The following is a 20,977-nucleotide window of genomic DNA, read 5'->3' as shown; positions in this document are numbered from 1 at the left end:
GGCCGCGTTCGACGATTTGCCGAACCGCTTCTTGCTTGAATTCCGGAGTAAATCGCTGTGTGCTCATGGTCTTCCTCCTATGCTCGGATCATAGGCCGGAAATGTCTATATTTCCCTGGACAGTCCAATCATAGGCCGGAAATGTCTATATTTCCCTGGACAGTCCAATTCATAGCAGACATTGGCGATCAAACTCGTGACATCGCAACAAGTCATCATCTCGACTGCCTTCTTACTGCAGTGATCCCGCTGTATCACTTAAGCGACCCACAAAGAGCAATGGAAATTGCCTCGATACTCAGCGGATCGAAATGCGAGCGCATGTACCTCACCTTCCTAGTTGAAGATATTCCCCAACGTCAACCGCTGAAAGATTCATCGGCTCTTGCCTCAGCCATCCACCTTGTTCGCATGCTTTCAAAGCATTTACGTGTGCATGTGGCGTTCTGTGCTCATGACCTCGTGCTTTGGAAGGCCGCTGGGGCGGCTGACATATCTTCTGGGAAATATCTAAATGTCAGGAGATTCTCGCCATCGAGGTGGAGCCCCGAAGAAAGGGAAGGACGGATGGTTCCATCATGGAACGACGAACGCCTTCTCACCTTGACCCGCGACCAAGAAGTACTACGTCTTGACCGCGTGGGATGGCACAACGACATTGATATTGCCAAGAACCCCGCTTCACTCGAAATCCTTTCAATCCTGCGTAGCGGCACAGGCAAACCATGGCTGAGGCTCTCCTGGATCCAGTTCCTAAATTGGTGCGTTGCCACAGAACGCGAAATTAGAAGCATTGAAGCCGGGGACGTCCTTCTTCGGAAGAGCTACGACGACTGGACGTATGCCATTGAAGAGTTGAAGCTTCTATTTACAGATCGATTTAACGATGGAGCCCATGTGCGGGAATGGTTGAACGCAATTAGGGAAGGCGGAGCCCGTTAATGCCTCTGAATAAACAAAAGGCCCCGAAATGGGGCCTTTTGTTTTCTGGTCGCTGCCAGGCTACTTGCGATCTTGCGCAGTCTCATCCCGAGCCGCCCTGAACTCCGAATCCTCGCTCCAATTCGGCCACTTGGTCGAATTGGCCAGATCGTTGCCCAGGGTGTAGAGGATCTGCATGTCGCGCGCCATGCCGGCGAAGGTCCAGGTGGTTTCGAACTGGTCGGCCGGTTGGTGGTAGCGGTCGGCGGTGTAGGCCTTCTGTGCGGCGTCGCCGGCTTCTTTGCCGCCTTCGACTTTGTCGTCGCCCGAGCCGAACGAGATCGCGGGGACGCCGCGCTTGGCGAAGGGGAAGTGGTCGGAGCGGAAGAAGTGGCCGGCCTCGGGCTTCGGGTCGGTGACGTAGCTGAGGTTCCAGCGCTGGGCGGTGGCGATGAGTTGGTCGAGCAGTTCCTGTTTGGCGCTGCCGGAGGTGGTGAAGTCGCGCGCGGGGCCGGTGGGGTCCAGGGCGTCCATGTTGATCACGGCGACGGTCTTGGCCAGCGGGTACAGCGGGCGGGCGGAGTAGTACTCCGAGCCCAGCAAGCCTTTTTCTTCCGCGGTGACGTTGAGCAGCACGACCGAGCGCTGCGGCTTCTTGCCCTTGGCGAAGGCGCGGCCGATTTCGATCAGCGCGGCGGTGCCGGTGGCGTTGTCGACGGCGCCGTTGTAGATCTTGTCGCCGCTGGCATCGGGCTGGCCGACGCCCAGGTGGTCCCAGTGGGCGCTGTAGACGACGGTTTCGTCGGGGCGCTTGCTGCCTTCGATGCGGCCGACGATGTTCTGCGAGGTGATGACCTGGCTGTCGACGGCGTAGTTGGCCGAGAGGGTGACGTTTTTCAGCGTGACCGGTTTGAACTCGCGGGTCTGCGCTTGCTTCTTGAGTTTTTCGAAGTCCAGGCCGGCGCGCTTGAACAGGTCGACGGCGAAGTCGCGCTGGATCCAGCCTTCCATGGTCGGGTGCTGGTCGGCGGGTTTGTCGCGGACCACGTCGAACATGGTGTTGGTGTTGGAGTTCTTGACCGTGGCCCAGCCGTAGGAGGCCGGGTCGGTCTCGTGCACGATCAGCAGGCCGACGGCGCCGCGGCGCGCGGCTTCTTCGTATTTGTAGGTCCAGCGGCCGTAGTAGGTCATGGCCTTGCCACCGAATGCACTCTGATCAGAGCTGCCGTCGCCGGTTTCGAAATCCGGATCGTTGATCAGGACGATGGCGATCTTGCCTTTCAGGTCGACATTCTTGAAGTCGTCCCACTGGCGCTCGGGCGCGGTCACGCCGTAGCCGGCGAACACCAGCGGGGCGTTCTTGATGGCGACGTTCTTGCTGCCGTCGAGCGCTGCGCGGATGGCGATCTCGTTGCCCTGGGCGAGCGGGCGGGCTTTCTTCTTGACCGACACCGACACGGTGGGCGTGCCGACGATTTCCGAACGCAGCAGGGGCACGGCCTGGGTCCACAGCCGCTTGCCGTCCTTGAGGTCGCCGCCGGGCTGGACGCCGGCCGCCTTGAGTTGGGCGGTCACGTAGTCGATGGTTTTGGTCTCGCCGGCCGTGGCCGGGCCGCGGCCTTCGAACTCGTCCGAGGACAGGGTTTTGACTTCTTCGGCCAGGCGCTTGGTGTCGAAGGTCGGCGCTTTCGGCGGCTTGGGAGCCTTGGCGGGCTTGGCGGCATAGGCGGGCATCGACAGGATGGCGGCGCAGAGCACCGCCAGCGGTGTGGCGATCGGCAGTTTCATGGTGGGGCCCCTTGTGTGGTCGGCCGATACTAGCCAGGAGGGCGTGATGGGTCTATCGGCCGTTGGGCCCGTTGCGTTGCGGGGCTGGGTGATTGCCTCGGCAGCCGACTGTAGGAGCGGCGCAAGCCGCGACCGCGGGGTGGCAGGTTGTGGCGTATGTGGGATGGCTTGGTTGCGGGTTGCGGGCCAGTTGGCTGGTTGCATCGCAGGTGAGGTGGCGCGGTCGCGGCTTGCGCCGCTCCTACAGGGGGAGGGCTGCGGCAACGGCGCTATGCCACCCTTGCGGCCATGCGCGCCGGTTGCGGCGCGCTCGCCGGCAGCTCCAACACCAGCTTGCCGAACTCGGCCACCGCCGGCGTGCAGCCGCCGGGGCGGCGCAGCAGCACGAATTCGGCCGGCGGCAACGGCGGCAGGCCGTATTGGCCGTCGACGATGCGCATGCCGGGCAAGACGTCGTCTTCGATCATCACGGTGATGCCCAGGCCGGCGGAGATCGCCGCGTTCAAGCCCTGCTGGCTTGGCGAGGTGAACACCACATGCCACTCCACCGGCGTGCCGTCGAGCGCGGACATGCCGATCTGGCGGTTGATGCACGGCGAGGGAAAGAACGCGAACGGCAGCGAACGGCCGGGCGCGACGTCGAAACTGTCGGCCGCCACCCAGACGAATCGCGTGCGCCGCAGCACCTCGTCACCGACACCGCCGGGCAAGGCGATCACCACGGCCACGTCGAGTTCGTCGGCGTCGATCATCTGCCGCAAGTCCATGCTCATGCTGACGTTGACGTCCATGCGCACATCGGGAAACGCGCGCGAGAACTGGCACAGCAGATTGGGCAGGCGGTCGCCGATGAAATTTTCCGGCACGCCGAAACGCACCACGCCGGTGATCGGCGAAGGCTGGAAGCGCCGCGACAGCGCGTCGAGCGATTGCAGGATCTGTTCGGCGTGACGCAGGAAGTCTTCGCCGTCTTCGGTCAGGGTCAGACGGCGGGTGGTGCGATGGAGCAGCGCGCGCCCGACCTGTTCTTCCAGGCGCCGGATCTGATGGCTGACCGCGGATTGGGTCAGGTGCAGACGCTCGGCCGCACGGGTGAAACCGCCGGTTTCGGTGACGGCGACGAAGGTGCGCAACAGGGTCGGATCGAAGTCCATGGGGTCGCCTGGGGGCAGGCCGATTGATGACGGCGGTTAATGGATTCTACAAAATTAAATCATTTCCCTCATGAGTTGAGTGTAGCCAGAATGGGCGCCGTGGCTCCGCTGAGGCGGGTGCCGCCAAGCCTCGTGAAGGTGCGAGGTCTTTTGTGGGAGGGGCTTCAGCCCCGACGCTTTTCGATCCGAAGCCGATGCATTCGCGAGCGCTGACCGGAAAGCGTCGGGGCTGAAGCCCCTCCCACAAAAGACCTCCCACAAAAGACCTCCCACAAAAGACCTCGTACAAAAGATTTCCTGCATGGGCCTCGCACCAACGCGATCGCCCCTTCGTCTTCATACCGAACCGCGCCGCATCGGCGTGCGCGGCGACGCCATGCCTTGGCCGTGACCATCGGCCGCTCTTATCCAGGACGCTGCAATGCCTTTGTCCCCTTCCGTCAAGAACACTCTCGCCCTGGCCGCGATCAGTCTGGCCGCGCTGATGTTCGGCCTGGAAATCTCCAGCGTGCCGGTGATCCTGCCGACCTTGGAAAAACAACTGCACGGCGATCTGCGCGACATGCAGTGGGTGATGAACGCCTACACCCTGGCCTGCACCACCGTGTTGATGGCCGCGGGTACCTTGGCCGATCGCTATGGGCGCCGGCGCATCTTCGTGATCAGCGTGATCGGCTTCGGCCTGACTTCGCTGTTGTGCGGTCTGGCGCAGAGCATGCCGGTGCTGATCGCCGGACGCTTTGCCCAAGGCATCGCCGGCGGCGCGATGCTGACCAGCCAGTTCGCGATTCTCTCGCATCAGTTCCGCGACGGCCGCGAGCGCAGCCGCGCCTTCGCAGTCTTCGGCATCGTGTTCGGCGCCGGGCTGGGTTTCGGCCCGATCATCGGCGGCGCGATCATCGCCGTGTCGAGTTGGCAATGGGTGTTCCTGGTGCACGCGCCGCTGGCCGCGCTGACCTGGGCCTTGATCGCGCTGGGCGCGGAGGAATCGCGCGAACCGCCGTCGCACCGGCTCGATATCGCCGGCCTGTTGAGTTTGTCGATCGCGGTGCTGGGCCTGACCTACTACATCACTCAGGCGCCCGAAGCCGGTTACGGTCACCCCGCTACCTTGGCGGTGCTGATCGTCGCCCTGTCGAGCCTGATCGCATTCGTGATCGTCGAACGCCGCCATCCGCATCCGATGTTCGACTTCGGCGTGTTCCGCATCCGCGCGTTCTCCGGCGCGATCATGGGCTCGATCGGCATGAACTTCAGCTTCTGGCCGTTGATGATCTATCTGCCGATCTACTTCCAGAGCGCGCTGGGTTACGACACGGTCGGCGCCGGCTTGGCCTTGCTCGCGTACACCCTGCCGACCTTGGCAATGCCGCCGCTGGCCGAACGCTGGTCGTCGCGTTACGGCGCCGCGCGGGTGATTCCGCTGGGCCTGTTCGCGATCGGCCTGGGCCTGGTGGCGATGCGCTACGGCAGCGCGATGACCGATGCGAGCTGGATGACCATGCTGCCGGGCGCCTTGCTCGCCGGGTTCGGACTGGGCCTGACCAACAGCCCGGTAAGCAACACCACCACCGGTTCGGTGCCCGCCTCGCGCACCGGCATGGCCTCGGGCATCGACATGAGCGCGCGACTGATCACCCTGGCGATCAATATCGCCTTGATGGGTTTGATCCTGATCGCCGGCATCGCCGCGCATCTGCGCTCGGTGTACGGCGCGGCGCTCGGCGATACGCAACTGCGCGCACTGGCCGCGCGCGTCGCCGCCGGCGACTTGGGCGCGTTGCAATCCCTGCGTCTGCCCGGCGATGCGCTGGCCATCGCCCACGACGCGCTGATCCATGGCTTCGGTTGGGTGCTGTGGTACGGCGGCCTGGGCGTGTGGGTGTTGGCGGCGCTGAGTCTGGCGATGTTCGCGCCCGCGCGCGCCGTTGCGGACATCGCGGGCGCGAAGGCCGAGGCCTGCGGTCAGTAGGCGACGAAGTCCAGGCCCTGGCCGATCTTGCACTGGAAGTTCAGCGGCGGCGATACCGCCTGATACGTCACCGGCGAGAGAAAATTCGTCTTCACCGTGGCGGTGTCGTCAGGCAGTAATCGGTATTGCACCAGTTCCAACACCGCGCTGCCGTCGGGCCGCACGGTGAGGTGCTGATTGGCGAAGCCAATGTTGCTGTCCTTGACCTCGATGAAATCGCGTACGGCGAAGCCGCCGGACACCTCCGGGATCGCGGCCTTGCTCGCAGCCTTGCTCGCGGCCGTACCCGCCACGTGCGGCCCGCCGCACTGCCCCGGAGTGAACACCGCGGTGACCGGCACGCCGGCGAACAGCAACGCGCGCACGCCGTCGTAGTGGCGCAAGCGCTGGGTCTGGATGGAATCTTCGGCCGCCCGTGCCGACGCACTCGTGGCGGACAGCACAGCGGCGGCGGTGAGAGAGAACAGACCAATTCGGACCATGGCGGCACCGTGTCAGGGGAAGTGCCGTTAACCTAACGGTCGCGCCGCGGCCGATGCTGCGTGCGATCACATCCGCACGCTTCGTCACAAAGCCGCACACCCGGCCGATGGATGAATGCGCGGCTGCGGCCCGATCGCGCAAAGTGCGCCGCGCTCAGAAGAACGCGATCCCCGGCCGCAAGGCGAACTGGAAGATCAGCAACTGCGCGATCACCGCCGCTGCCGCGCCCCACGCCGTGCCGGCCGGCATCGCCTGTCCCGTGCCGCGCGGCCGCACCCACCACGCGGCCGCCTGCAGCCAGAACACGCCGATCACGAACTCGGCCACCGGCACGATCGCGACCTGATCCACGCTGCCCGGCACGCGCATCGCCACGATCACCGGCAAGGCCAGCAACGCGGGCAAGCTCGCCGTGCGCAGCATGAAACCGGCACGGCGCGCGGGCGTGGCCACCTCGCCGGGCTGCGTGGCCAGTTCCAGCAAGGGCCGCACGAACGCGATCGCCAGGATCACGATCAGCACCAGCGCGACGATCGCCAACGTCAATCGCGTCGCCAATCCCAACTCCAGATAACGCAAGGCCATGCCGACATCGTTCTGCGGCAGCACCGAGCCCACCACGACTTGAGGCAGCGACTGGAAATAGCCGTGGAATGCCGTCCACAGCACGAACAAGCGCATCGTCGCCGAGCGCGGCGGGCGCAGCTTGAACCACAGGCTGAAGCCGATCGCGGTCAACACGATCGCCAGCGCACCGGTGCCCTGGAACAAGTGCGCCAACGGATTGGCGCCGTCCCAGTGATGATTGTTGTGGAACAAGGTCGGCTTCAGCCCCGGCGTAAAGGCCTTGGGCACCACCAGAAACAATTCCTGGATGAAGAAGATCAGGCCGAAGCTGAATGCGTAGACCAGGCCGGAGTTGAGCGACAACCGCCAATCCCAGGAGCCGCGCGGCGCTGATGCGGCCGCGCGACGCGACAGGCCGTACACACCGAACGCCAACGGCGCGATCACCACGGCGAACAACGAGGCATAGACGATAAAGGTAGTGCTGGTGTTCATGCGGTCGCTCGGTGGGTGTCCATGGCCTACGATGCGCTGCACGCGAGGGCGGTTGCGCCGCTGCAAGGATTTCTTTTGCCAGCCGCGAGAAATCCTCGTTTGTCGCCGATCGCGCGCCTGCGAATAATCCAGGCTCGCCCCGAAGGAGATCCCGCCTCATGCAACGACGCCATTTTCTGCAATGCGCCAGCGGTCTGCTGCTCGCCGCCGGCACCGGCGCCAGTTTCGGCGCCGCCGCGCTGAGCCCGGCCCCGGATTGGCGCGCGCGCTTGAGCGCGCTGGAAAAGGACAGCGGCGGCCGCCTCGGCGTGGCCGCGCTCGACACCGGCAGCGGCCGGCGCATGGACTGGCGCGGCGATGAGCGTTTCCGCATGTGCAGCACCTTCAAGTTCCTGCTGGCCGCGGCGGTGCTGCACCAGGTCGAACTGGGCAAACTCGAATTGCGGCGCAAGCTGCCGATCACCGCCGCCGACATGCTTCCGCACGCGCCGTTCACCCAACCGCTGGTGGGTTCCAGCGCGACGGTCGAACAACTGTGCGAAGCGACCATGACCCTCAGCGACAACCCGGCCGCGAATCTGTTGTTGCCCCTGGTCGGCGGCCCGTCCGGACTGACCGCGTTCCTGCGCGAAACCGGCGACACCGTCACCCGCCTGGATCGCAACGAGCCCGAGCTCAACCGCGGCACGGCCGACGATCCGCGCGATACCAGCTCGCCGCTGGCGCAGGTCGCGACCATGCGCAGGCTATTGCTGGGCGATGCGTTGAAGGAATCGTCGCGGCGACAACTGACCGCGTGGCTGATCGCCAACCAGACCGGCGACGAACGCCTGCGCGCGGGGCTGCCCAAGGGCGTGCGCGTGGGCGACAAGACCGGCACCGGAGACGAGAACAACAACGACCTCGCCATCGTCTGGCCGCCCGGACGCGCGCCGATTCTGATCGTGAGCTATCTGCACAGCACCGCACACGACGGCGCTGCTCGCAATGCGGCGCATGCCTCGGTCGCGCGGCTGGTGTACGAGGCCTGGGGCGCCTAAACCTTGTGCGCGGTCGGCCGCAGAGGCGGCTTGAAAGCCACGCCCGCAAGCCGCTGATCTAGAATTGGTCCAGGAGGACAGCGCCGCGACGGCGCCGTCCCGATGTCAAGGAACCGCATGACCCGCACATCCTGGATCTGGCTCGCGATCGGCCTTACCGCAGCGGCGCTCGCCGCGACTTTCGTGTTCGAACCCAAGACCGCCGCCTTGTTGCAACCCGCGGCGGCGCCGGTGCCGCCCACACCGCTGGGCTGGCAGGCGCAGTTGGAACTGGTGGCTGGCGACGGCGTGCGCGGGATGCGCAACGGCGCGGGCGCGCAAGCGCGCTTCGCCGATCCTTACGGCTTGGCGCGCAGCGGCGACGGCACCTTGTACGTCGCCGACGCCGGCGACAACAACCGCATCCGCTCGATCCGTCCCGACGGCCGGGTGGCGACGGTGGCCGGTTCGGTGGAAGGCTTCGTCGACGGCATCGGCACCGCGGCGGCGTTCAACACGCCCTCGGGCCTGGCCTTGGACAGCCTGGGCAATTTGTACGTCGCCGACACCGGCAACCATGCGATCCGCAAGATTTCCAAACAAGGCGTGGTCAGCACGCTCGCCGGCACCGGCACGCCCGGCTCTCTCGACGGACCCGGCGCGCAGGCGCAGTTCAACGGGCCGATCGGCGTGGCCGTGGATCAGCGCGGCCGCGTGTTCGTGGCCGACACCTACAACGACCGCATCCGGGTGATTCAACCCGACGGCACGGTGAGCACCTTGGCCGGCGGCCCGGCGCCGGGCCTGGTCGACGGCGCCGCAGCGATCGCGCGCTTCGACACCCCGACCGCGCTGGCGCTCGACGCGCACGGTCTGTTGTGGGTCGCCGACATGCGCAATGAAGCGATCCGCAGAGTCGAACCCGATGGCGACGTCAGCACGCTGAGCTTGGCGACGATGCTCGCCGCCGACGGCACTCCGCTGTACTCGCCGCTGCGCCGGCCCTCGGCGCTGGCGATCGCTCACGACGGCGTGATGTACGTCGGCGATTCCGCATCCGGTCAGACTTACCAGATCCGACCCGACGGTCAGTGGACGCTGCTGACCGGCGGCGTGCAGGAACAACGCTTGTCGCGCCCGTCGGCGATGGTGCTCGATCGCGACGGCGCGGTGTATCTGAGCGACGGCGCGAGTTATCGCGTGTACCGCATGGCGCCCGCCACCACGCAAGCCATCGCGACCGTCGCCGGGCCCTCGCCGCTGGATCCACTGCCCGACACCGGCGGACGCTGGCCGCTGCATCCGCAGGACGGCTGGCACGAAGTGGTCGGCACGCTCGGCGAAGTGCGCGGCGACGGCCACCAGGAAAGCCGTCATCACTTGCATGGCGGGCTCGATATCCGCGGCGACATCGGCCAGCAAGTGTTGGCCATCGCCGACGCCAAGGTCAGCCATCCGTCGAGTTCGTGGGGTTACGGCAACCTCGGCGAAGGCGCCGGGCTCGACGACATCAACTACATCCACATGCGGGTCGGCCGCACCGCCAAGGGCGAGGCGATCGATCCGGCGCGGTTCGTGCCGACCCTGGACGAGACCGGCAAACTCGAACGCATGCGCCTGCGCCGCGGCACCCGATTCAAGACCGGCGACGTGCTCGGCACCATCAACCCGATGGCGCACGTGCACCTCAGCGTGGGCGCCGCCGGTTACGAACGCAATGCGGTCAGCCTGGGTTTCGCCCATTACGCCGATCACTACGCGCCGCGCATCGAGCGTATCGATCTGTTGGATTCGCTGGCACAACCGTTGCGCGAGAAACGCAAAGGCCGGCTGTTGGTGTCGCGGGCCTTGTCGGGTTTGCAGATCGTGGCCGAAGCCTGGGACCAGGTCGACGACAATCTTCCGCGCCGGCGCCTCGGGCTGTACGCGCTGGGCTATCAATGGCTCGACGCGGCCGGACAACCGCTGCCGGGTTACGAGCAACCGCGCATGAACATCGAGTTCAACCGCCTGCCCTCGCCCGAAGACGCGGTCAAGACCATCTACGCGCCCGACAGCGGCGTCACCGTGCACGGCAGCGCGATCACCCGCTTCCGCTACGTGCTGACCAATACCGTGCGCGATGGCCGTATCAGCGCCGGCGTGTGGATGCCCAACGAACTGGCGGCCGGCGACTACACCTTGCGCATCACTGCGCGCGATTACAGCGGCAATGAGGCGATGGCGCGGCGCGATCTGGCGGTGACGCTGGAATAACGAAGATCGCCCCCCATCTCCCTCTCCCGCTTGCGGGGTGAGCGGACGCTGCTTGCGAGCCAACAGCTCGCGCGTCCGCGAACGCCCAAACGCTATGCGTTTTGGCCGGGGTGGGCCGGGGTGAGGGCACGCGACCTTCAAGCGCCCGCGCCACTCGATTCCGCGTGCCCTCATCCGGCCCTTCGGGCCACCTTCTCCCGCAAGCGGGAGAAGGGCTCTTCGTTTTTCCGTGATCGCCATCGACGATGCGATATTCGCGCACCATCGAACACATCTCGATAATCGCGCGCGTTGTTTCAACACGATGACAAGCAATATCCGTGCTTGCCCTAGCTAGCCGCTGCAATGCGCGGTTGTTCTAATCCTGCGATACCACTTTCAGGCGCAGGCGCTCATGGGCTTTCCGACTCTCGACGGCGTTCCGTCGCATCAGCAGTATCCGCAGTTGCCCGCGCAAGTGCCGGTGCTGCCGCCGCAACCGCAGGAGCAACAGCATCAGGTCAAGCCCGGCGAGAGTCTGGAGTCGATCGCCAAGCAATACAGCACGCCCGAAACGCCGGTCACCGCGCAGCAGATCGCCGATCGCAACGGCATCGAATACGGCAGCGTCAATCCCGGCCAGGATCTGGTCGTCCCGACCGTCAAGCAGCACGCCGAACCCAAGGCCGCGCCCAACGCCACGCCCGAGCAGGCCAAGAGCGACGCGGCGATGCGCAAGCTGTTGACCGCCGACGACAACCTCACCGCCTTCACCGCCAACTACAAGGGCACGCCCAACGACTCCATCTACCAGGGCCTGCACGACAGTTACTCCGGCCAGGTCGATACCGCTCGCACGGATTTTCGCACCAGCATCGCGGCGGAGATCAAGGCCGAGTTCGATGCGCACTCGCGTCCCACCGGCGACATCTTCGACGCCAAGGCGATCGAGCAGTACGGCGCCAGCGTGATCAAGCGCTACGAGAACGATCCTGCCGCCAAGGCCGCCGCGCAAACCGCGGTCAAGGACGTGGCCGTGCAGCACGAAATCGACAGCACGCTGTCGGTCGCCAACGCCATGCCCAGCGGCAAGAGCGCGGTCGAGTCGCTCAGCCGCGATCTGCCCAAGCTCTCGCCCGAGGCGCAGACCAAGCTGTTGTCGAGCCCGGAATACCAGAAGCTGGTCAACGACAAGATCGCGCCGGAATTCACCGGCCCGCTGCAAGGCGAGCCGTGGAAGGATTCGCGCATGGGGCCCAGCGCCAAACCGGCCGAAAGTCTGAAGAATCTGGAGAAGATGCTCGAAGGCGCCGATCCACGCATTGCCAACGAGTTGGTCGGGCGCGAAATCACCGCCTTGAACGATTTCTTCAAGCGCGCCGAAAGCGATGGTTACAGCATCCGCATCGCCATCGAAGGCACGCGTTCGCTGGTGCACATCGCCGACAAGGTCGGCGGCACGCCGCAGGGCGATGCGTTGATCCAGCGCATGGTCGATCTGCCGGTGGACGCCCCGCAGATCCATCTGGCCGTGTCCGAAGGCGCGCGCCCGGACCTGCTGGTGGCGATCGCCAAGGCCGGCGGCGGCGACCGGATCATGGAATCGGCGACCCTGGGCGTGCAGATGTACGCCGGCAGCGTCAAGGCCGATGTCGACGCGCTGGCGAAGGAAACCGACGAGCTCACCTGGCTCATCACCAACCACGGCGGCTCGATGACGCCCGAACAGCTCGATCTGGCGATCAAGGACTACACCGCCAAGAAGGGCCCGGATTGGGAGAAGAAGGTCGCCGACCTGGAAAGCAAGGTCGCCACCGAAGGCAAGACCCTGCTCGACCAGATCGACAGCCTCAAGAGCGCGCCGCCGGAGCAGCAGGCCGCGGCCAACAAGGCCATCGACGCGTTGCTCGGCGACAGCAAGTCCTCGTACGCGATCAGCCTGGCGCTGAAGAAGCATCCCGACTACATCGACACCACCGCCGGCAAGCGGCTGATGCAGAACCTGGCCTACGGCGCCAAGGTCGGCGAGCAAGGCATCAAGCTCGGCAAGGAACTGGTCAACGCCTACATCCGCAACGACGTGCTCAACGCCGCGCACGGTTACGACCCGCGCAACCCGGCCAGCATCACCCAGGCCGAGCAGGCCATGGACAAACTCAAGAATCCCACCTTGATCAAGCTGCTCGGCATGGACACCGAGGGCAGCAAGTACCAGAACTACGTCAAGCTGGTCGATCAGCTCAAGGGCACTCTGCCGAAGGCGGGCGACACCGTCGACGACCTCGTCGGCAAGCTCAAGAGCCACGCCGAGGCGATGAACAACATCGACGACCGCCTCACCGCCGAAGGCTATCGCCCGACCTTCGAGAAGAACCAGCCGGCCGGCCAGTTGCTGCGCCTGGTCGGGGTGAGCTTCGCCGCGGTCGGCTTCGTCAATTCGTACAGCAAGGCCCAGGACGGGCAGATCAACAAGAACGACCTCAAGGCGATCATCGATGCCGGCGCGCTGGGCCAGAAGGGCACCGAGCTCGCGGTCGGTCTGGGGCTGGTGGTCGAAGACTCGCCGGCGGGACGCTTCGGCGCAGGCAACAAGCTCAACGGCCAGAACATCGATCCGGGCCGCTTGGGCCGCGCCGACCGCGTGTTCGGTTACCTCAGCGCCGGTTTCGATTACTACAACGCCGGCGAGCAGTTCTTCTCCCAGAACGGCGACCCGGTCAAGGGTGGTCTGTATCTGGCCAGCGGCGTCGGCGGCACCATGGCCGCGTTGTCGGGCACCAGCTTCGCCGCGTCGTTGGGCGCGGGCAGTTGGCTGGGCCCGGTCGGCATCGCCCTGGTCGCGGCCGCGACGATCGGCCTGACCATCAAGGATCGCGTGGAGTTCTCCAACGCGCATATGAACGACACCTCGGCCTCGTTCCTCAAGCACGCCGGTTTCAGCGAGGCCGCTTCGAAGGCGCTGGTCGATCAGAGCGGCGAAGGCTGGAGCCCGGTGACCATGCTGACGCGTTATGCGGAAGCCAAGGGTTACAAGCTCGACGACCCGGCGCACCGCCAACAATTCGTCGATTGGGTCAACAACATGCCCGGCGACAAACTCGACCAGTTGCGCAGCCAGTTGCACTTTGCCCTGGACGATTTCGACGGCGACGTGGGCAAGCTCGGCAACGACACGAATGTGTTCCGCCCGGAAACCTACATCGCCTCCGGCGGTTTCCCGGTCAAGGTCCACGACAACGTCAGCACCGTCGGGCATATCGACGCGGTGGTGAGGGATTTCGGGATACCGCCGTTGCCGCACGCCTGATCCCCCGCGACCGAGCAGGCGCCGCCTGCGCTTGCGGGAGGGTGCTTCGGCCCCGACGCTTTTCGATCCGATCGCATCGGACCTTCGTAGCGGCTGATCGCACGACGTCGGGCCTGAAGGCCCTCCCACAAAAGACCTCGCAGGTTCCGGCGCGCTGAAAGCGCTCGTTGTGGGAGGGAGCTTTAGCCCCGACGCTTTCGAGCCGGTCGCATCGAGCTTCATGGTCGCTGACCGAACAGCGTCGGGCCTGAAGGCCCTCCCACAAAAGACCTCGCAGGTTCCGGCGCGCTGAAAGCGCCAGTTGTGGGAGGGAGCTTCAGCCCCGACGCTTTCGAGCCGGTCGCATCGAGCTTCATGGTCGCTGACCGAACAGCGTCGGGCCTGAAGGCCCTCCCACAAATGACCTCGCAGGTTCCGGCGCGCTGAAAGCGCTCGTTGTGGGAGGGAGCTTCAGCCCCGACGCTTTTCGAGCCGGTCGCATCGAGCTTCATGGTCGCTGACCGAACAGCGTCGGGCCTGAAGGCCCTCCCACAAAAGACCTCGTAGGTTCCGGCGCGCTGAAAGCGCCAGTTGTGGGAGGGAGCTTTAGCCCCGACGCTTTTCGGTCCGATCGCATCGGACCTTCGTAGCGGCTGATCGCACGGCGTCGGGCCCGAAGGCCCTCCCACTAAAGACCTCAAACCCACAAAAGACCTCTAAGCGTCCGGCGTGGGCTAGGTCCGGCCCAAGCGTTTGCTGCTGCGGTCGCGCAACGCCGCCTTGGCTGAGGTGCCTGCGGTCTTGGAACGGCGCGGCTCAACCTTCCCCGACAACAACAACTCGATCGCCAACCCCGCTTCCGCCGGGTCCACCCGCTGCCCGCTGATCACGTCGGCATACAGAAACGACTCGCATAGCCGCACGATCAGATACGCCAGGGTATCGACATTGAGCGGCAGGCTCAGCGCGCCCTGCTCGGATTGATGCTGCAACAGCTCGCGCACCTTGCCGATCACCCTCTCCTGCACCGGGCCTTGCTTGGACGTGAGCAGGCGCAGCGCGAATTCTGCGTCCTGGGCGATGAAACGCCGCAGCGGCGGATACACCAGCATCGCCCGGATCGCGTATTCGCAGATCGCCGCGACGCGGCGCGGGCCGCGCCCGGACGTCGCGGCGACGGCCTGTTGCAACAGCGGCTCGCACAGCGACCAGATCACTTCGCCCAGCAGTTGTTCGCGGCTGCCGACCCAGCGAAATGCGGTGGCGCGGCCGATGCCCAGGGCGCCGGCCAATGCACCGATGTCCAACCGCTCGCCCGCGATCCAGTCGCGGCGCGCGGCGCGGAACAAGTCCAGCGGCGTGGCTTTGCGCGGCGGCGGATCGCGCAGGGCGCGGCCCAGGCGAGTCGCTGCGGGCGCGGTTTGCGTCGGTGCCGGCCGCGAACGCGCGGTTTTCTTCGCCGCGCGCGCGCCCGCTTCCGGCTTTGCGGGCCGGCCGGAGACGGCAGCGAGCTTGCCTTTGGCCGCACCGGTTTTGGGCTTGAGCCTGGAGCTGGGCATAGTCTGAACGAATCTCCGGCTTGACTCCTAATGAGTCACATGTGAAGAATGACTCACCATACCGTGGAGCGCAAGCATGAGTTCCAGCCCTCTGATCGACCGCCGCCACCTGGACTTCATGCTGTACGAGCTGCTCGATGTCGAGCGCCTGATCCGCTACCCGCGCTTCACCGAACACGGCCGCGAAACCTTCGATGCGGCGATCGAACTGGCGCACCATTTGGCGGTGAACAAGTTCCTGCCGCACAACCGCAAGAGCGATCTCAACGAGCCGCGCATGGTCGACGGCCGGGTCGAACTGATTGCGGAAATCGGCGAAGGCCTGCAGGCGTTCAACGAGGCCGGCTTCATGGCGGTGCTGGCCGACTTCGAGGACGGCGGCATGCAGCTGCCGTTCGTGATCGGCGCGGTCTGCGATTGCATGTTCTCCGCGGCCAATCCCTCCACCGTGGCTTATCCGGCGCTGGCGCGCGGCGTGGCCAATCTGCTCGAAGCCTACGGCAGCGACGAGCAGAAGCGCACGTACATGAAACCCATCGTCGAGGGCCGCTACTACGGCACGATGTGCCTGTCCGAGCCGCAGGCCGGCTCCTCGCTCGCCGACATCAAGACCGTCGCCGAAGCGCAAGCCGAGGGCAGCTATCGTCTCAGTGGCGCCAAGATGTGGATCTCCGCGGGCGATCACGAACTCGGCGAGAACATCGTGCACTTGGTGCTGGCGAAGATTCCCGGCGGCCCGCCCGGCGTGCGCGGCATCAGTCTGTTCATCGTGCCGCGTTGGCGGATCAACGACGACGGCAGCCGCGGCCCGCGCAACGATGTGCGCCTGGCCGGTTTGAATCACAAGATGGGCCAGCGCGGCAGCGTCAACACTTTCCTGAAGTTCGGCGAGGCCGGCGATTGCCATGGCTATCTGGTCGGCCAGCCGCATCAGGGCTTGGCCTACATGTTCCATATGATGAACGAGGAACGCATCGGCGTCGGCCTGGGCGCGGTGCAGCAAGGCAGTGCGGCGTATCTGTACTCGTTGCAGTACGCGCGCGAACGCCATCAGGGCCGCCATCCCGATCAGAAGGATCCGGCCACGCCGCCGCTGGCGCTGATCGAACACGCCGACGTGCGGCGCATGCTGCTGTTGCAAAAGTGCTGGGTCGAAGGCGCACAGGCGCTGGGCTTCTACACCGCACTGCTGGTCGATCAGGCGCGCGATCCCGACGAAGCGGTGCGCCGCGACAGCGCGCTGCTGCTGGACCTGCTCACTCCGATCATCAAGGCCTGGGGTTCGGATTACTCGCTCAAGGCCAACGAACTGGCGATCCAGATTCTCGGCGGCTACGGCTACACCCGCGAGTATCCGGTCGAGCAGTGTTACCGCGACAATCGCATCAACCCGATCCACGAAGGCACCAACGGCATCCAGGCGCTGGACCTGCTCGGGCGCAAGGCGATGATGCACGATGGCGCGGCGCTGAAACTGTTGCTGCAGCACGTCGGCGAAACCTGCGCCGAGGCGGCCGCACAGGACGAGCTGCGCGATCTGGCGCGGCAGTTGCAGGCCATCGCGCAACAAGCCGGCGCGGCCACGCTCGCGGCCGGCCAGCGCATGGCCGGCGGCGAAGTGCGGCTGGGCCTGGCCAATGCCGGCCACTACATGCTGTTGCTCGGCCACCTCACGATCGGTTGGCTGTGGCTGCGTCAGGCCGCGATCGCGCAGCGCGCGCTGACGGGCGCGAGCGAGGTCGATACCGCGTTCTATCGCGGCAAGCTGCAGGCCTGCCGGTTCTTCTTCGCCCACGAACTGCCGCAGGCCGAACTCGCGGCGAAGCTGGTGCGCGAAGGCGACGACAGCGCCTATCGCATGCAGACCGACTGGTTCTGAGGCCGCGCGGCGCGCCCGCCGCTCAGCGGCCGGCGATGCCGATACTGCCCGGCGCGCCGTTGTCGAACACGATCGGCGCGCCGGCGCGCTGCAGCGTGTCGTTCTCGACCTTGAACAGATGCAGCGCGCGATCGTCCATGCTCTGCGCCAACACGGTGGTCGAATCGGCGCCGAACACCACGCCCTGACTCCAGGCGCCGATCGGCGCCTGCGATACGCGCCGCAAGCGGCCGTCTTCGATCTTCAACAGCACCAGCAGGCTGTTGGGCGAATAGAACGGATGATCCTTGGGCCGGTTGCTCATGTTCTGCACGCCCGCGACCGCGTAACGCCCGTCGGGCGAGCAGACCACGTCTTCCGGCGCCGAACCCACCGACACGGTGTCGATCACCCGCGGTTTGGCGCCGTGGGTGTCGATCAGGCTGACCGTGTCGATATCGCCGTTGCCGGCATCGGGAATGCCGAAGTTGGCCACCACCGCCAGCCCGCCGTCGCCGCAATACGAGGGCGTGAACGGAATCACCCCGGCGACCATGTCGCGGATCGCGGGCAGGCGGATACGCTGGTTCTCCACCGCGTACAACGAAACACGATGCGCATCGGCCTGGGTGACCAGCAGCCGCGTGCCATCGGGCGAGAACGCCGCCGACAACGGGCCCTGATCGGCCGCCAGTTTCTGGGTCTCGGCGATGGCGACCTTGCCGTCGCGAATCGACAGCCACACCAGCGCGTTGCCGGGATTGGAGGTCACCAGCGCCATCGTGCCGGAGGGATGGAACTTGACCGCCGACGGACGCACGCCCAGGGCCAGGGTCTGGGTCACCCGCGGCGTCTTGCCCGACAGATCGATCACCGACAAGGTCTGATCGTCGGCGTATCGTTTGGGATCGGCCGGATCCAGCCGCGTCGACGCGGCCACCAGCGCCAGATCGCCGCGCGCCGACACCGCGATGGCCGCCGGCGGGCCCAGATAACTGGTCGGCACCTCGACCTCGCCGAGCTTGCTCAAGCGGCCGTCGGCGAGTTTGAAGAACACCGCCGAATCGCCTGCCGGCGCGGCCGGTATTGCGCCCTTGCCGTCGACCAGGATCACCTTGGAATCCACGGCCACGCCGACCACTTGCGCGGCGGCGACCGGCGGCACGCAGGCCAATGCGAGAGCCAGCGGCAACAGGCGTGCGTTCATGGGGACAGGTCCGTCGGAGAGGAATGCCGATGATCGGCAAGCGCGGCGCCGACGGCCCCTGTCGAATGTCATGTTCGAACGATTCGCGGCGTGCGCGCCGTTGCAGACCGCCGCGCCCCATCCCGCGCCCCATCCATCGAACTCGCTCCATCGAAGCGGGTTCCGCGCCGCCATCGTTCGCCTGATGGGACTGTTCGTGCGGCACGCCCGGCTGGCGCGCCTGGTACCGCGGCCTTATGGTCTGCCTCGCCGGCACCGATGCCGCCCCGCCTCAGGAACTTCGATGACCATCGCCACCGTCCATGCCGCCACTCAAGCCACGCCGTACGTGGTGACCTTCATCGACGATGGCGGCCACACCTGGCAGGCCGACGAACCCGCCGACCTCGGCGGCGGCGACACCGGCCCCACGCCCGAACGCCTGCTGCTGTCCAGCCTGGGCGCCTGCACCGCGATCACCGTGCGCATGTACGCGGCACGCAAGCAATGGCCGCTGGCCGCCGTGGAGGTCGCGTTGCGCTTCAATCCCGAAGGCAAGCCGGCGGCGGGCACCGATATCGAACGCAGGATCACCTTGCACGGCGAACTCGGCGACGAACAACGCGAGCGCCTGCTGCAGATCGCCAACGCTTGCCCGATCCACAAAGTGTTGACCGGCGAGGTGCGCATCGCGACCTCGCTGGATACGGCCGCGGCCCAGGCCTGAGCCGCGCCGGCCGCGCTAATCGCAGCCGGCGATCGCGCTGCCCGGCACCAGAGTCCAGCCGCGCCGGTTGGCGTTGCCCATGTGGTGGGTCTGGGCGAGGTCGATGCACGGGAGCATCGCGACGTCCTGCACCAACAACCAGCGCGACTGTGGCGCGCGCCGCTGCCAGCGCAATCCGCGGCGCATCTGTTCGGCGAACTCGGCCTTGAAGCCGAATTCGGCGACGCGGCGATCGGCCATCAGCAAATTCTGTTCCCGCCACGACACCAGTCCCAGTTCCGCATCGGGGCCGATGTGGCGGCCGACGCCGGTCATCAGCCCGCGCCCGGACGAAGAATCGTTGAGCAGCGGCGCCATCAGCAGCCCGAACGCCACCCACAACCCGGTCAAGGTCGCGATCAGACCGGCCACCGCGCGCCGCCGCCGCGTCCACGACAGGCAGGCCAGGCCCCAACAGCCGATCATGACCACGCTGGCGGCCAGCGCCTGCGACACGTCTTCCAGCGAACGCTCGGCGACGAAGCGGCGTTCGAACCCCGGATCGCCGAACCACATCGTCAGGCCGCCGCCGAGCAAGGCCAGCGAGAACAATGCGGTGAAGCCGAATGCGGTCCACTGCACGGCGCTCTTGCGCAGCAGCCCCGGCAGCAGCGGCGCCAGCGCCAACGCGACCATCGGCAGCGCCGGCAGGATGTACATGTCGCGCTTGCCGCCCGGGATGCTGAAGAAGATCACCACCAATACCCACCACGCCAACGGCAGCAGATAACGCGGATCGCGGCGGCGCAGGCGGCGCCGCCACGCCGGAATCGCCCACGGCAAGGCCAGCATCGTCGGCAACCACATGGTCGCGATCACTTCGAGGAAATACCAAGTCGGCTGGCCGTGATCCCACGAGGCGCCATAACGCTTGGCGGTCTGCCGCAACAGGATGTCGTTGACGTAGTTCGCGTACTCCGGCCCCGGTTGGCCCTGCGCCGCGATCAGCATCGGCACCAGCCATACGCAGGCGGCCGCGACGAACGCCAGCGGTCCGAGCCAGAACTTCGCCCGCGCCGCGTGCACCTTGACCGGCCAGCCGCGCAGCGAGGCGATGCCGGCGGGAATCAGCATCAACAAGGCGATCGCGCCGACGCCCTTGGTGATGGTGCCCAGGCCGGCCGCGGCCCAGCCCAGCATCCACATCGGCCAATCGGGCTTGCGCTCGCGCGCGACACCGAGCAGATGGCGCAGCAATCCGTAATTGGCCAGGGTGATCCAGAACACCACCACCGGATCGATCTGTGCCTTCTTGGATTGCCAGGTGAATTGCAGCGCGAACAGCAAGGCGTAACCGGCGTACAGGCCGACCCGGCGCGTCCACAGCCGCCGGCCCAGATCGACCACGCACCACAGCGTGCCCATCGCCGCCAGGAACGACGGCAGCAGGAACGCCACGCGCCAGTTGCCGAAGACGCTGTAGGCGACCGCCTGCAGCCACATGAACAACGGCGGCTTGTCCGAATACAGCTCCTGGCCGCGGTGCGGGAACAGCCAGTCCCCGCTTTCGATCATCTGTTTGGCGACCAGGGTGAAACGCGGCTCGTCGGCCGGCCACGGGTCGCGCAGGCCCAGGCCCGCGCCGAGCACCAGGGCCGCGAGGGCCCAGAACAGAAGTGTGTCGTTGAGTCGTATCGCCCGGTACCGGCGGTCGTATTCGATCGTCTGCATGGCGGAATGATAGCGAC

14 protein-coding genes are annotated in these 20,977 nt (G+C 66.1%); 7 read left to right on the top strand and 7 right to left on the bottom strand.

What is annotated here, in order from left to right; translation table 11 throughout:
* Positions 1 to 141 precede the first annotated feature (141 nt).
* A complete protein-coding gene (locus tag ACTOWJ_RS13310; protein ID WP_441335096.1) occupies positions 142 to 942 on the top strand; it encodes a hypothetical protein in 801 nt (266 codons plus the stop codon).
* 60 nt (positions 943 to 1,002) lie between these two features.
* Here the strand turns inward: ACTOWJ_RS13310 and ACTOWJ_RS13305 are convergent, their stop codons facing one another.
* Together ACTOWJ_RS13305 and ACTOWJ_RS13300 are read right to left on the bottom strand one after the other, a co-directional pair.
* Positions 1,003 to 2,655: a M28 family metallopeptidase gene (locus ACTOWJ_RS13305; protein ID WP_441335114.1), complete on the bottom strand. Its 1,653-nt coding sequence runs from the start codon at positions 2,653 to 2,655 to the stop codon at positions 1,003 to 1,005.
* 323 nt (positions 2,656 to 2,978) lie between these two features.
* Positions 2,979 to 3,863 (bottom strand): LysR family transcriptional regulator, encoded by an 885-nt coding sequence (locus ACTOWJ_RS13300; RefSeq protein WP_441335095.1) that lies wholly within the window; start codon positions 3,861 to 3,863, stop codon positions 2,979 to 2,981.
* Positions 3,864 to 4,284: 421 nt separating this feature from the next.
* Here ACTOWJ_RS13300 and ACTOWJ_RS13295 point away from each other — a divergent pair, with 421 nt between their 5' ends.
* Positions 4,285 to 5,835: an MFS transporter gene (locus ACTOWJ_RS13295; RefSeq protein ID WP_441335094.1), complete on the top strand. Its 1,551-nt coding sequence runs from the start codon at positions 4,285 to 4,287 to the stop codon at positions 5,833 to 5,835.
* On the opposite strand, the gene ACTOWJ_RS13290 is transcribed toward ACTOWJ_RS13295, so the two are convergent.
* Positions 5,829 to 6,317, bottom strand: a complete 489-nt coding sequence (locus ACTOWJ_RS13290; RefSeq protein WP_441335093.1) for a VirK family protein — start codon at positions 6,315 to 6,317, stop codon at positions 5,829 to 5,831. The two genes, ACTOWJ_RS13295 and ACTOWJ_RS13290, sit on opposite strands and share 7 nt — an antisense overlap.
* A 154-nt stretch (positions 6,318 to 6,471) precedes the next feature.
* Positions 6,472 to 7,380 carry a hypothetical protein gene (locus tag ACTOWJ_RS13285; RefSeq protein ID WP_441335092.1) on the bottom strand — a complete coding sequence of 303 codons (909 nt, stop codon included), beginning with the start codon at positions 7,378 to 7,380 and terminating at the stop codon, positions 6,472 to 6,474.
* Positions 7,381 to 7,538: 158 nt separating this feature from the next.
* Here ACTOWJ_RS13285 and bla point away from each other — a divergent pair, with 158 nt between their 5' ends.
* From bla to ACTOWJ_RS13270, 3 genes are all read left to right on the top strand, one after another.
* The gene (bla, locus tag ACTOWJ_RS13280) at positions 7,539 to 8,420 is read left to right on the top strand and encodes a class A beta-lactamase (protein ID WP_441335091.1); all 882 of its coding nucleotides are present in this window, start codon (positions 7,539 to 7,541) and stop codon (positions 8,418 to 8,420) included.
* Positions 8,421 to 8,537: 117 nt separating this feature from the next.
* Positions 8,538 to 10,655 (top strand): gluconolaconase, encoded by a 2,118-nt coding sequence (locus ACTOWJ_RS13275; RefSeq protein ID WP_441335090.1) that lies wholly within the window; start codon positions 8,538 to 8,540, stop codon positions 10,653 to 10,655.
* A gap of 394 nt (positions 10,656 to 11,049) precedes the next feature.
* Entirely contained in the window at positions 11,050 to 13,941 is a 2,892-nt protein-coding gene (locus ACTOWJ_RS13270; protein ID WP_441335089.1) for a LysM peptidoglycan-binding domain-containing protein, read from the top strand.
* Positions 13,942 to 14,654: 713 nt separating this feature from the next.
* Here the strand turns inward: ACTOWJ_RS13270 and ACTOWJ_RS13265 are convergent.
* On the bottom strand, positions 14,655 to 15,479 hold the full coding sequence (locus tag ACTOWJ_RS13265; RefSeq protein WP_441335088.1) for a QsdR family transcriptional regulator: 825 nt from the start codon (positions 15,477 to 15,479) through the stop codon (positions 14,655 to 14,657).
* 76 nt (positions 15,480 to 15,555) lie between these two features.
* Between ACTOWJ_RS13265 and ACTOWJ_RS13260 the strand changes: the two genes are divergently transcribed.
* On the top strand, positions 15,556 to 17,358 hold the full coding sequence (locus ACTOWJ_RS13260) for an acyl-CoA dehydrogenase (RefSeq protein ID WP_441335087.1): 1,803 nt from the start codon (positions 15,556 to 15,558) through the stop codon (positions 17,356 to 17,358).
* A gap of 22 nt (positions 17,359 to 17,380) precedes the next feature.
* Here the strand turns inward: ACTOWJ_RS13260 and ACTOWJ_RS13255 are convergent, their stop codons facing one another.
* Positions 17,381 to 18,544: a YncE family protein gene (locus ACTOWJ_RS13255; protein ID WP_441335086.1), complete on the bottom strand. Its 1,164-nt coding sequence runs from the start codon at positions 18,542 to 18,544 to the stop codon at positions 17,381 to 17,383.
* Positions 18,545 to 18,827: 283 nt separating this feature from the next.
* Here ACTOWJ_RS13255 and ACTOWJ_RS13250 point away from each other — a divergent pair, with 283 nt between their 5' ends.
* Positions 18,828 to 19,250, top strand: a complete 423-nt coding sequence (locus ACTOWJ_RS13250) for an OsmC family protein (protein WP_441335085.1) — start codon at positions 18,828 to 18,830, stop codon at positions 19,248 to 19,250.
* A gap of 15 nt (positions 19,251 to 19,265) precedes the next feature.
* On the opposite strand, the gene ACTOWJ_RS13245 is transcribed toward ACTOWJ_RS13250, so the two are convergent.
* The gene (locus tag ACTOWJ_RS13245; RefSeq protein WP_441335084.1) at positions 19,266 to 20,960 is read right to left on the bottom strand and encodes an ArnT family glycosyltransferase; all 1,695 of its coding nucleotides are present in this window, start codon (positions 20,958 to 20,960) and stop codon (positions 19,266 to 19,268) included.
* Positions 20,961 to 20,977: the final 17 nt, after the last annotated feature.

The organism is Lysobacter sp. CA199 (genome assembly GCF_052078715.1).
Taxonomy (GTDB): Bacteria; Pseudomonadota; Gammaproteobacteria; order Xanthomonadales; family Xanthomonadaceae; genus Lysobacter.
Note: the sequence above shows the minus strand (reverse complement) of the source record. Positions and strands in the feature narration are given on the sequence as shown.